The organism is Flavobacterium sp. B330r, assembly GCF_056824325.1.
This window is the reverse complement of record NZ_CP124860.1, coordinates 5,534,248-5,546,618: the sequence shown is the minus strand read 5'-3', so window position 1 is coordinate 5,546,618 and position 12,371 is coordinate 5,534,248. Positions and strand designations below refer to the sequence as shown.

Here is a 12,371-nt window from a genome sequence, read left to right as displayed (position 1 = left end):
GTTTTTAATTGTTAGAAAACTCTGTATAGATTAAAGCCAAAGAAGAAATCCCCTTTACCCCAGTCGCCAGAGGCATTGGTAAGATATCCGCTCTCACTCATAGATTGTGAATTGGTAAAGATTAATTGAAAAACGTGTCCGCCTGTTTCCACATCAAGACCTACAGACAACGGATTTTTATAAAAGTCAGGTTTATCAAAATTGTGCATATATTCTAAATTGACAGATAATCTTTTCGTGATTTTATAGCGTCCACCACCACCAAAAGAAAACTGATTGTCTCTTTCGATATCAGGATTGTAAAGGTTTTTGTGTATAAAGGACGGTACTAATTCTAATGAGAATTTTTCACTGATTTTTCTAGATAGTAAAACCTGTTGTACATACGTCATACGATGTTTAAACTCTAAACCAGGATATTGGTCTTTTTCTAAAAAAGTATTGATATCTGCAACACTGTACCCAACAATGTCCAGCGGAAAATTATCGTTTTGTCTTGCTACCCGGTATTTCAATCCGGTTTCATACATTTTATTTAAAGTATGTCTCGAAAGGCTGACCGATAACCAATCTGTAACACCGTAGATTCCTCCGAGTTTTGTGGTTGCATTGTCAAGTCCAAAAAAACTGTCAAAACCATCTTTTACAGTGCCAAAACGATGCGAAACCACAAAATAAAATTCTTTTTTAGCAGGCATTTTTGTGGTCTGTAAGGTTACCAGCTGTAAAGCTTTAAATGTAGCTGTAGAATAGCTTTCTTCTGTTTGTGTAGAATCAAGACTCTTCAATAAATCATCCTGAGAGTAAGCCAGTGTAACTAAAAACAGGCAGAACGGAACTAAAATTTTCTTCATAAATTAATTATTAATTTTTTGGTTTATTTAACTGTGCATTGGTCTATTTTGACTTCCATAAACAATTCGTCATATCCAATGCATTTGCCTTTAATTGTGGTTTTATTATTGATCATTTTGTCTTTTAGTTTTTCTTTGAAAAGACAGAAAACACTATTTTCAAGTATCAGTGAAGAATCGGTTTCTTTGGTTGCAAGGCCCGTTATTTCAATAGTTTTGTTGAGGTATATTGAATCTGCATTTTTTGGGTCTTCGTTATAATCTTCAAGCAGTTTTTTTGCCGTTAAACTAAAATCTGGCGTTTCTGATTCTATATTTCGGGCTTCTTTAAAGATAATTCCATAATAAAAGTAGACGCCGGCAGAAACCATCAGGAGTAATATTGAAGCTACAATTGCTGTTTTTTTTCTTTTCATATTTGGTTTGTATTGGTAATAGATAATAATCAGTCAGCGATTTTGTTAATTTGATAGCTTTCGTCCCGTATTTTTTTTCGATGCTGTAGGCCAAAATCCCGTAATGATTTGATAATAGGCTCAAGTGATGAACTGTAATCGGTTAATTGATATTCGGTTTTAGCGCGGCTTTGACCATCTATTTTCTTTTCAACAAATCCGTTTAGTTCCATTTCTTTAAGTTCATCAGCTAAAACTTTGGATGTGATTTTCTGCACTTCTTTTTGAATTTCAGAAAACCGTTTGTTACCTTCCATAAGCGTAAGGACTATTGAGATTCTCCATTTTCCGTTAATAATGTAAAGAGCATCCATGATGGGTACTATTTCAGATTTGCATTTTGATGCAAATCTGATCTGCCGTTTATTAGATGTTGAATTTTCTGATGTATTCATATTTTAAAACTGTCTCAAATCAAATGATGATTCTATAGTGAAACAGCCTTAGTAAAGATTACCCTACCAAAGAATTGTGATTTTTTGAAAAAAAAATAAAAATGTATAATGAGAGCCTAAAAAACTCTTGTAGAAACGATATTAAAATGAAATTCTAAAACTCAGATTTGGAGTTCTTTGGAGTGAAAAAGTATCCACTTCTTCTATAGAATTTGTTAAAGAATTTATTCTATAATATTCGCTGATTTCATTTCTTCTGTTTAGTATATTTAGGATTGAGATTCCTATTTTGTATTGAATCCCATCTGCGGTTTCCCACTTGTACGTTGAGGAAAGATTAACCTGAGAAAACATATTTAGATTACTGTCGTTTGGTTTATTGTAAACCAGTACAGGATCAGAAAGATCAATTTGAGATAAATTTGGAGATGTTTTTGGTCTTCCAGAAGTCCATTTTGTTCCTAAAGCAATCTTGAAATTGTTTTTCTCATAAATTGCGGCCCAAGACAAAGAGTGTGTCAGCTCAAAGTTGTTGGGAAAACGAGGGTATTCATAATTCGGAAAATTATAATTGTTTTCATTGTAAGTATAACTTAACCACGTAAGAAAGTGGTTTATTTTTTTCTGAACTAGGATTTCTGTTCCCCAAATTTCATAATTGCCTGTGGTTCTAATAAATTCAAGCTGATTCTGAAAACCTTGGCTGGAGGTTGTTATTCCGGTTACTTTTTTATAAAAGTTTTCGATGTCCAAAAGCCAGTTGTTCTTTTGATAGAACAAGTTTAAAGATAACTGTCTGCTTCTTTGAATAGGAATTGTGCCGTTATTCGAGATAATCCAGCGTCTTTTTTCGATGCCAAAATAATCTTTCTGCAAATCAATAATCTGCTGGGAGTTTTGACTTTTGAGTTCGCCGAGAAGTTCTAAAGTTACACTTTTACTAAGTCCGTAAGCCAATTGGATTCTAGGCTCTACGATATATTTTTTGAATTTTTCAATATAATTAAGCCGCATTCCACCTTTAAAATATACTCGGGAAATGGTATCATTGTATTTACCTTCTACAATTAAAGCATGAGTTCGTAATACGTCTTTTACTTTACGATAAAAATCAGGATTAGTTACCTGCTCTAAATTAGTAATGCCAATTTCATTAAATTGATATCCGTCGCTGAAACTAAATTTAGAGTTTAGGATATGATTATTTTCTAAATTAACGCCATTGTTGTTTACGGTATTTTCCTGAATAACAGTCTGGTTTTCGTAAATTGATTTTTGATCGGCTAGAAGTTCGTACGAAGAATTATAAACATTAATTTTGGTTGTGTTAAATTTATTCCAGTTTCTTTTCCATAACAAATTCGCACCGTAGTTCTGTTGGCGTAAAACATTGGTTTGCGATTTGTTTATATTGTATGAAGCAGCACTTTTAGTAACTTCCAGATTATCCTTTATCGTTATTAAATCAAGTGTGATTTGATCTTTGATCCCTATTTTTTGCGCGTATTTTACTGTAGCGTCATAAAAGCCAAATTTTTTATCACTTTTATAATTAAGATTTTGGTTCTGCGAAAAATCGGTAATGGTAGTATTTTGAAATACTTTATTGAAATATTCTTTATAAGTAGGAGTTTCTACAAAATCGGTAATCGATTTACGTGCCGAAATTTCGATATAACTTTTTTTAGAAAGATTATACTTTCCATAAACATCAGCATTAATCATGTTGATTCCCGCGCTAAAAGAATTTTTTTCTGCTTTTTCTGGAGTAGAAGAAATCGAGACTACACTTGAAACGCTTTCTCCATAAAAGGCAGAACTTCCGTTTTTATAGATGGAAATGGTATGCCCAAGATTTGGATTAAAAACGGATATCAAACCAAAAAAATGCCCTGTTTGAAACATACGTATTCCATTCCACAAAAATAAATTCTGATCGTGTGTACCACCGCGAACGTTGATACTTGATACACTTTCATCCAAACTGTTTACACCTGGAATCTGCTGCATAGTCTGCAGCGCATCGGGTTCAATAAGGCCGGGAAGTATACCAAATTTTTTCGGCTTAATTTCAAGAGATCCATCAGTGTTTTTAGAAATCCCCGAAGCCAAAATAGCATTGGTTTTAATTTCGTGCAATTCTGTAATTTCAGGGTCTAGCAGGATTTGAATGCAATCTTTAACCTTTGTATTTCCTGCCGTAATTCTCTTTGAGGCAAAACCAATATGACTAATTATAAAATTGTTTTTATCCTCTTTATTAAACTCAAAATAACCTTCAGAATCAGTTGTATAGTGAGTTTTATTATTTAAACTAACATTGGCATTTTCAATAGGCTTTTTATCTATGGAAGATAAAACATAGCCACAAATCATTTTAGAAATAGTATCCTTTTTATAGATATTGATGAATTTATTGCCTATATTTTCAAAAGACAAATGTGTTCTTCTTTCGAGATATTCCAATTTTTGTTCTAATGAAAATGATTTCTTGGGAGGATTTAATTCGAGACCTTCAATATTATCTTCGGTATAATTAAAGTTTACGCCATGTTGTTCTTCAATATCAATTATTATTTTTTTAAAAGGCATAACCTTTCCTTTGTCTTGAGCAAAAATATTCAGGACAAGAAAAAAGAGAAAAAACAAAAAATGAAATTGTTTGGGGCGGAACATTTATTTTTCGTTAAAAATTATTTTGTTGTTAGAAACTTTTCTAGCTTCTAAATGATAAGTCGTACTAATAATCTGCAAAGCTGTATTGAGATCTTTTGCAGGCAGTTTTCCTGTAAACAGAGAGATAGTATCTTTGGCGTTTAAATCGATTTTAATATTGTATTGCCTTTCAACTTCATCTAAAATAGTTCGTATGTTTTCTTTATAGAAACAGATTTGGTTATCCATCCATTCTGGCTGTGATGAATTTACAGTGCTTTTTGCCTCTTTTCCATTTTCAAATCGAACACTTTGTCCGTGAGTTAATAAAACTTGAATGTTGTTATAATTTACTTTGACACGGCCTTCATAACACACAACATCAAACCTGTTCTTTCTGGCTTTAACGTTAAATTGCGTTCCTAAAACCGTTACTTTTCCAAGATTGGTCTGCACTTCAAATTTTCTGCCTTTTGCAACTTTAAAATAAGCTTCTCCTTTAAGTTCCAAATGTCTGTTGTTGTTCCAATTCCACTTTTTATAGTGTATTTCAGAACCTGAATTTAAAACCACTTCAGAATTATCGGGTAATGAAAAAGCGGTCTTTTTTCCAAAATTGGCAGTTTCTGTTTGAGGCACAAAAACTTTCATCGCAAACGTAATTCCAAGAGCGAGAACGAATATGGCGGCAGCTCTAAACATCCATTTTTTATATAAAGGAATTACTTTTGGCGCTGTTTTTTTCTGGCTTAAAATATTCGATAACATAGCATTTTCATCCAAATCGCCTGTTTCTAGATGAGCGGTATAGTTTTTTATCTTTTGGTATTTTTCAAAATCGGGGCTTGCCTCAAATGCGGCCAATTCATCCGGAGATAATTCGTCGTTGAGCCATTTTGCCAATAAGCGATCTTTTTTCATTTTATCGTATTATTTAATTAAAACAATTAGAATTAAATTTACCCTACTTTTTATAAGTCAATTTCTTTACGTAAGCTTAACAGGGCCAAATGGATGCGTTTTTCTACTGCCTTTACGCTAATGTTGAGCTCTAAGGCAATTTCACTGTATTTTTTGCCATCAATTCTGTGCATCAAAAAGGCAGTGCGTTGTTTTTCGTTTAAGTTTTCGATGGCTTTTAAAAGTTTAGCCTGAAATTGTTTTTCTTCCAGAAGATATTCCGGACTCTCATTGGTCTTATCCAAACCAGTGAAGTTTTTTTCATATTTCAAAACCACTTTCTGGTGTGCAATCTGGTTGAGACTGCTGTTATTGGCAATGGTGTAAAGGTATGATTTTGCTTTTTCTAAAGGTACAGAAGCGCAGTTCTGCCAAAGCTTTACAAATGCTTCTTGGGTTATATCTTCTGCTTGTTCTGCGTTTCCAAATTTGTAAAAAAGAAAATTCCGAAGTGCTTTTACATGACTTTTGAAGAAAGACGAAAAAATGATTTCATCACAAGTATTAGATTGGTTTTGATCTGGCATTTAGAGTTTCAATTTTTTCAGCGTAAAAGTATTTGTTTTTAATTTAAGTAGGGTAAAAGTAGAGATGATTGTTTTATAGAAGAATAAAATGCTATTGGTTTTTGATAATTTAGTATAGATGAAAATTATCAAGCCTTGCTGTAGGTTATTAAAAAACAGTTTGTTTTAAAATTTATTACCTTTGTAAAAATATAAATATGTTCCTTTTGAAAAAATATTTATCAATTGCAGTTTTCCTATTTTTACTGTTTTCCTGTCAAAGTGAAGTAGACGAGCAAAACAATAATTCGCAGGGAACCATTACTACTGTTTCTCCGCTTACAACTTATTTGCAAAGGGTTGCTATGGTTAGAACTGTACAGGATAATATGATTGACGGATCTAGTTATTGTACTATAAAACTCCCTTATACCGTTACAGTAAATAATGAGCAGATTGCGGTAAACGCAACTTCCGATTATCAAAAAGTTTTGGATAATATCAACGCAAGCAATTATGATGATGATATTGTAAAAATAGATTTTCCTGTAACGATGGTATATTATAATTACATCGAAAAACTGATTCCAAATCAGGCAGATTTTGATTCTTTAATCGATTATTGGAATCTCTATCCAGATCTTTTATCCAAAATCAACGGTCTGAATATCAATTATCCCATAACAATCAACAGCTATAACAGCCTCAATCAAGCAGCGAGTTCTCAATTAATAGTAAGCGATCAGGCCTTTTTTAATTTTATAAAAAATTTAAATGAAAGCCAGTATATCTCTCTAAAATATCCTATCACAATTGCAGATTACAATAATCAGACAAAAACGATTTCAAATAATGAGGATTTCGAAAACGCTATTAAATATGCCATAGATTATTGCCCAGAAAATAACCTTGTGACACTAGATTTTGCTGCAACTATTACAAAAGGTTCTTGGGAAATACCCTATTTTTACGATGGTGCCGTAAAGACTTCAAATTACAGCGACTATACATTTGTATTTAAAACCGATCAATCTGTAGTTGCCACCAAAAGTGGAGTTTCAGAAACGGGACAGTGGGAAAGTTCTGTTCAAAATGGTGTCAGAGAAGTTAAAGTAATTTTCAATACAGGAGTGCTTTCTAAATTAAATTTCAACTGGAAGCTGTTTGAATTTAATAATTCTCAGATACGATTACGAGATATAAATGCAACAACTAATTATCTCTATTTTCAAAAAAAGTAAATCTCCAAGTCCACTTTTTTGTTTTACTTAGAGATTTATAAATTGCTAACTATGTTTGTTTTAAATAAGCGAAACGCCTTTTTTAAGTATCTCAATTCTATGTTTCTATGTGTTTAAAAATAACACCTAGAACATCACTTTTTTTTCTTTCTTCCCAACCAGATAAGAAGTCCTGTAATGGGTAATGTTGCCGCAAATAAACAAACAATAAAAGCTAGAATTTTGGTTGGATAGCCATAAATGCTTCCGGTATGAATTGGGTAAATTAAGCGTCGTACTTTATCGCCATTGCTAAAGGATTCATAAGGTCTTATTTTCAGAAGTTTACCTGTGTATTTGTCAAAATAAGCCATACTTGAAATATTCGGAATAGATTTTTCAAGATTCAATTTAATAACCATAATACTGTTTATGGTATCAGATGGGATTCTAATCTGCGTATCTCCTTTGTATTTATAAATGTTTTCTGTTTTTGAAAGTATGTTTTGATAGAAAAAAGTTTTATCCAGTTTTGGATCCACTTTTGTCGGATTTTCAACTTTAGCCGAAGGTTTTTTTGCTGTTCCATCTGCCAGTAAATAGATACCGATTTCAAACCATTTGAAAGACCAGGTTAATCCGGTCAAGGATATAATCAGAAGAAATAGAAAGCTGTAGAAACCAAAATTAGAATGAAAATCCCAATTGACTCTTTTAAAAGAAGCATTCCATTTTATGGTCAATCTCTGCTTTAAGTTTTTTATTTTTTTTGGCCACCATAAAATTAGCCCCGAAAGCAGCATAAAAACAAAAATAAGACAGCTGCAGCCTGTAATAAATTTTCCAACTTCTCCTAGGATCAAATGACGATGCAGATCTAGTACTACCGAGAAAAACCTGCTTTTTTTAGGAATGGTTGCCAGTACTTTTCCTGTATACGGATCTACGGAGAAAATTTGATCTTTTTTATCGGCATCTGTTCCTGAAATAATTACTGTTCTTGCTGGATCTCGATACGTTTGAATTCGGTCTAATGCTGTAATTGCATATTGTTTTTCAATAGAATTAACGTAAAGGTCAACAGGTATTTTTTTTGTTCCGATGGCAGAAACTTCATAGAATTCAGTATTTATAAAAGAATCAATTTCTTCTTCAAAAACTAAAATGCTTCCGGTAAGGGCTACAATAAATCCAATAAGCCCGGACGTTAGTCCGAGCCATAAATGTAAAACTCCAATGTTTTTTTTAAATGTCTTATTCATGTAAAGAGGCAGTAAAAAATATTTTCAATATAATTAAAGCTTTTTAAAAGGAGTAACCAAGAGTTAAAAGCCAATTTGAAGGAGCGCCAGGGAACAAACGGATATAATCATACCCTCCAACCCAATAGGTTTTGTTTAGAATATTATTCGCGTTCAGCTGAATTTTAAATTTATTGATATTGTAATAAAAAGCAGCATTAAACAAGGTATATCCAGGAAGAGTTTCTGTAGTAGTCTGGCTCATAGTACGCGTTGTTGCAAAATTAGATCCCATTGCAATTCCAAAATCTTTTAAAGCGCCATTAGTAAAATTATAACGAGTCCAGATGTTACCTTGTTGTCTTGGAGTATTTGCTTTTTGTCTTCCAACTTCAACTTCAATCGGACTTTCTGTAATATAAGCTTCATTATAACTGTAAGCGGCAGAAATACTCCAGTTGCGAGTAATATTTCCATTCAAATCAATTTCGATACCTTTCGATTCCTCCTCACCAATAGATCTCATTAAATCGGGATTTGACGGATCATTAGCAGGATATAACGTGTTTTTTTGCTGTATTTTGAATAACGCAACAGTCACAAAAAGTTTTTCTTTGAACCAAGAAGATTTCCCTCCAAATTCAACCATATTACTCTCTAACGGATTAAATGGACCTCCCGAATTTGGATTTGCCAGAGTAGACGCCGTTTGAGGATTATATCCCTGAACATAAGTTCCGTAGAGGTTAATGTTTGGGTTAAGTGTATAAGTAAGGCCAAAACGAGGTAAAAACGAATGCTGTTTTACTTTTGTTTCTGTGGCTTTTTTGTAATTTACTTTATCTGAATATTCGTCGTAACGGATACCAATTAAAGCCTGAAAAGCGCCAAATTTAATATGGTCTTGAATATAAATTCCGTACAATGAATAATAGGTTGGATCTACCTGGCGAGCCACATAAAAATATTTGCTCATATCTTTTAATTGCTGCGATGCAAATGGATTGCTCAAATCAAAATGAGCTACGTTTGGCACTGGATTTCCTTTCGGATCCAACAAATAATTGGCTTTATTTGCAGGATTATAAGTCGCGATAAAGCCATTATTGGCCGCATTTCTATAACCACTTGCAGTTAATTGTGAACCTCCTACAGGAACCTCCTCTTGAGCATAATCAAATCCTGCAATTAAATTATGGTCTAAAGCTCCCGTTTTAGCCTCATATTTGAAGAAAGTGGAAAGATTATCAATATAACGCTTGCGTTTACGTTGAAAAACCTGCATTTCAATTGCGGTTGGAATTGTCGATCCGTCTCCAGCAGAAGCATATTTATTGGCACCACGGTGCTCTAAGAGATCCTCATTATAGCCCGTTCTGATATACGATCCTGAAAAAGATAAGCGATCTGAAAACTGGTGGTTTAAAGAAGTGGTAACGATATAGGTTTCCTCCTTTAAATAATCGTTTGTTGAGTTTAACGAATTTGAAGTTTTTGTGGAATAGAGGTTGTCTTCGTAAGTAGACTGTCCGCGATCTAGATTTCCATTTGAGCTACTGTAGATTAAATCAAAATTCACGCTTGTTTTATCATTCGGAAGAAAAGAAAGGGAAGGAGCTACCACAATATTCTTATCATATTGCAGATCTCTGAATGAGTTGGCATTTTCATAACCTAAATTCAAACGGTATAAAAGTGATTTATCTTCGGTTAATGGCCCAGTAAAATCGGCTAAAGCTCTTAAAGTATTAAAACTTCCAGTAGAAAAACTCACACTGTTTGCGGCTTGGTCTAATGGTTTTTTGGTTACACGATTTAAAACTCCTCCAGGAGAAGCGTTCCCAAATAGAGCAGAGGATGGTCCTTTTAAAACTTCAACACGCTCCAGATAGTTTGCTAGAGGCTGTTTCCAAAATCCGGTGGATGTTCGCATGCCATTTAGTAATTGCGTATTGCTTCCTCCGTTTATTCTAAAACCTCTAATGGAGATATCGTCATAAAAAGTAAATTGGCTTACACCGCTGAAATTTTTCACGACTTCGCCCACACGAATTGCTCCCTGATCGGCTATTAATTCTTTAGTAGCATACGAAACTGCTTGCGGTAAATCCTTCAAAGCGATTTCTGTTTTAGCTCCGATAAAAGATTTGGTATTTCTATAGGATTTTTCTTTTCGTCCAGTAATTTCTACAGTTTGCAACGTATTGATGTTTTCTTTTAAAGTAATGGAAATATCAAGATTTTCATTTTCATGAAGTTCAACGTTTTTTTGTTCTGCTGTAAACCCCATCGCAGAGAAGTAGATGATATAGTTTCCAGGAGAAAGATTTGTAATTTCAAAATTTCCCTTGTCATCAGAAACAGCATTCTTTTTAGGACTTTTAATTGATATAGAAGCGTAAGAGACGACTTCGTTATTTTCGGAAATAATTTTCCCGGTAATTTTGGCATCTTGCGCCAGACCAATATTTATAAAGGCGAGCAGCAGTAAAGAGAAATTTAACTTCATGGCGGTTATTTATTTTACGCTGCAAATTTATGTTTATTTAGATTTAATACAAATAATATTATTTAAATATATATTTATAATGGTTTTAAAGGGTATTACCAATCTGATTTTTATCATCTCTAATGTTCAAATTTTTATCAGCTTTTAGAAGAGAATAGTAACGGGGAATAAAAAGTTTTTTAATTGTTAACTTTTTTGTTTTTAATGTTTTAAGTTGTTTTTTAATGAAGGTGTTCCTTATTCTATTTTTAAATTTTTAAAGAAATTATTTTTCGAATTTTTAGAAAGTAAATGTTCAGATAGTGGCTAAAAGAAGTTACCTGTAGGTAAGTGAATTTATTTTTGAAAGAGTGTACTCCTTTAAAAGACATAGTGTTTAAAATGTATTTCTTACTAGAGTTGAACGGGCAATGAAGAAAGTGCACCGATTCTGCACCTTTAATTTTGTGAGCTTTTAAAAATATTGAAAATAGGCTTAAAACGAAAAAACCTGCAAATCGTTGAATTTGCAGGTCTTCAGACATTTTTTATGGCTTTTTGAAAAGATTGAAAACTTTAAGTTTTGTGCCTTTTCGGCCTTTCCGTGGGGAGAGCTTAATTTGAATAAATAGAGTACCATTTGAAGAGTTATACGCCACGATTCTGCCACAAAACTTTAGAATGGTGAATCATTAAAAAATACCTTAGCTTTTGTGGCAAAATTGGAGGCATCTCCAACGTTACTTTTATCAAGATAATTTAATTTTAATCTCGGAAAATTTATTCTTCGTTAGATGGTTTTCCTATGGTCGCCAAAATTCCACCATCAACATATACAATATGCCCGTTTACAAAATCACTTGCTTTTGAACTTAAAAATATGGCAGCACCTTGCAAATCTTCAGGATCTCCCCAACGGCCAGCAGGTGTTCTTCCCATAATAAATTCGTTGAAAGGATGCCCGTTTACACGAATGGGAGCCGTCTGGCTTGTAGCGAAATATCCTGGACCAATTCCGTTAGTCTGAATATTAAATTTCGCCCATTCTGTAGCCATGTTTTTGGTCAGCATTTTTAGACCGCCTTTTGCCGAGGCGTAAGCACTTACAGAATCTCTTCCTAATTCGCTCATCATCGAACACATGTTTATGATTTTTCCTGCTCTGCGTTCAATCATTCCTTTAGCCACATTTTTTGAAACAATAAAAGGCCCTGTTAAATCCACTTTTATTACAGCTTCAAAATCGGCAACTTCCATTTCAATTATAGGAGTCCTTTTGATAATTCCTGCGTTATTGATCAAAATATCGATTGGACCAACTTCAGATTCTATTTTGTTGATTGCATTAATCACGGCAGTCTCATCGGTTACATCGAACAGATATCCGTAAGCTTCGATTCCTTCAGCTTTGTATTCAGCTATGGCGTTATCAACTGCTTCCTGCGACGAATGATCGTTTACCACAATTTTTGCACCTGCATGCCCAAGACCTTTGGCCATTGCCATTCCCAGACCATGAACTCCTCCTGTAATAAGTGCTGTTTTTCCCTTTAAATCGAATAAATTAATTGACATTTTTTTAGTTTTTGGTTATTAG

Annotated in this window: 10 protein-coding genes; 1 reads left to right on the top strand and 9 read right to left on the bottom strand. The window is 33.3% G+C overall.

What is annotated here, in order from left to right; genetic code table 11:
- Positions 1-11: 11 nt before the first annotated feature.
- The 6 genes from QLQ95_RS24245 to QLQ95_RS24220 all read right to left on the bottom strand — a co-directional run bounded on the left by QLQ95_RS24245 (position 12) and on the right by QLQ95_RS24220 (position 5,846).
- The gene (locus QLQ95_RS24245; protein WP_095931656.1) at positions 12-854 is read right to left on the bottom strand and encodes a DUF5777 family beta-barrel protein; all 843 of its coding nucleotides are present in this window, start codon (positions 852-854) and stop codon (positions 12-14) included.
- A 23-nt stretch (positions 855-877) separates the two neighbouring features.
- Complete coding sequence (locus QLQ95_RS24240) at positions 878-1,270, bottom strand: OB-fold protein (RefSeq protein WP_095931655.1); 393 nt, start codon at positions 1,268-1,270, stop codon at positions 878-880.
- A 29-nt stretch (positions 1,271-1,299) separates the two neighbouring features.
- Positions 1,300-1,704: a winged helix-turn-helix transcriptional regulator gene (locus QLQ95_RS24235; protein WP_095931654.1), complete on the bottom strand. Its 405-nt coding sequence runs from the start codon at positions 1,702-1,704 to the stop codon at positions 1,300-1,302.
- 141 nt (positions 1,705-1,845) lie between these two features.
- A complete protein-coding gene (locus tag QLQ95_RS24230) occupies positions 1,846-4,296 on the bottom strand; it encodes a TonB-dependent receptor (protein WP_482502024.1) in 2,451 nt (816 codons plus the stop codon).
- Between the two features lie 84 nt (positions 4,297-4,380).
- Positions 4,381-5,280: a FecR family protein gene (locus tag QLQ95_RS24225; protein WP_095931652.1), complete on the bottom strand. Its 900-nt coding sequence runs from the start codon at positions 5,278-5,280 to the stop codon at positions 4,381-4,383.
- 50 nt (positions 5,281-5,330) lie between these two features.
- Positions 5,331-5,846, bottom strand: coding sequence for an RNA polymerase sigma factor (locus QLQ95_RS24220; RefSeq protein ID WP_095931651.1), 516 nt, complete (start codon positions 5,844-5,846; stop codon positions 5,331-5,333).
- 197 nt (positions 5,847-6,043) lie between these two features.
- On the opposite strand from QLQ95_RS24220, the gene QLQ95_RS24215 reads away from it, so the two are divergent.
- Complete coding sequence (locus tag QLQ95_RS24215) at positions 6,044-7,066, top strand: hypothetical protein (protein WP_482502023.1); 1,023 nt, start codon at positions 6,044-6,046, stop codon at positions 7,064-7,066.
- Positions 7,067-7,200: 134 nt separating this feature from the next.
- On the opposite strand, the gene QLQ95_RS24210 is transcribed toward QLQ95_RS24215, so the two are convergent.
- The 3 genes from QLQ95_RS24210 to QLQ95_RS24200 all read right to left on the bottom strand — a co-directional run bounded on the left by QLQ95_RS24210 (position 7,201) and on the right by QLQ95_RS24200 (position 12,349).
- Complete coding sequence (locus QLQ95_RS24210; RefSeq protein WP_482502022.1) at positions 7,201-8,307, bottom strand: PepSY-associated TM helix domain-containing protein; 1,107 nt, start codon at positions 8,305-8,307, stop codon at positions 7,201-7,203.
- A gap of 43 nt (positions 8,308-8,350) precedes the next feature.
- Entirely contained in the window at positions 8,351-10,795 is a 2,445-nt protein-coding gene (locus QLQ95_RS24205) for a TonB-dependent siderophore receptor (protein WP_482502021.1), read from the bottom strand.
- Positions 10,796-11,554: 759 nt separating this feature from the next.
- Entirely contained in the window at positions 11,555-12,349 is a 795-nt protein-coding gene (locus QLQ95_RS24200; protein ID WP_320494806.1) for a gluconate 5-dehydrogenase, read from the bottom strand.
- Between the last annotated feature and the right edge of the window lie 22 nt (positions 12,350-12,371).

Bases quoted from the DNA above. Each gene is read 5' to 3' on its own strand.
- QLQ95_RS24245 (WP_095931656.1), bottom strand. From the start codon at position 854: ATGAAGAAAATTTTAGTTCCGTTCTGCCTGTTTTTAGTTACACTGGCT.
- QLQ95_RS24240 (WP_095931655.1), bottom strand. From the start codon at position 1,270: ATGAAAAGAAAAAAAACAGCAATTGTAGCTTCAATATTACTCCTGATG.
- QLQ95_RS24235 (WP_095931654.1), bottom strand. From the start codon at position 1,704: ATGAATACATCAGAAAATTCAACATCTAATAAACGGCAGATCAGATTT.
- QLQ95_RS24230 (WP_482502024.1), bottom strand. From the start codon at position 4,296: ATGCCTTTTAAAAAAATAATAATTGATATTGAAGAACAACATGGCGTA.
- QLQ95_RS24225 (WP_095931652.1), bottom strand. From the start codon at position 5,280: ATGAAAAAAGATCGCTTATTGGCAAAATGGCTCAACGACGAATTATCT.
- QLQ95_RS24220 (WP_095931651.1), bottom strand. From the start codon at position 5,846: ATGCCAGATCAAAACCAATCTAATACTTGTGATGAAATCATTTTTTCG.
- QLQ95_RS24215 (WP_482502023.1), top strand. From the start codon at position 6,044: ATGTTCCTTTTGAAAAAATATTTATCAATTGCAGTTTTCCTATTTTTA.
- QLQ95_RS24210 (WP_482502022.1), bottom strand. From the start codon at position 8,307: ATGAATAAGACATTTAAAAAAAACATTGGAGTTTTACATTTATGGCTC.
- QLQ95_RS24205 (WP_482502021.1), bottom strand. From the start codon at position 10,795: ATGAAGTTAAATTTCTCTTTACTGCTGCTCGCCTTTATAAATATTGGT.
- QLQ95_RS24200 (WP_320494806.1), bottom strand. From the start codon at position 12,349: ATGTCAATTAATTTATTCGATTTAAAGGGAAAAACAGCACTTATTACA.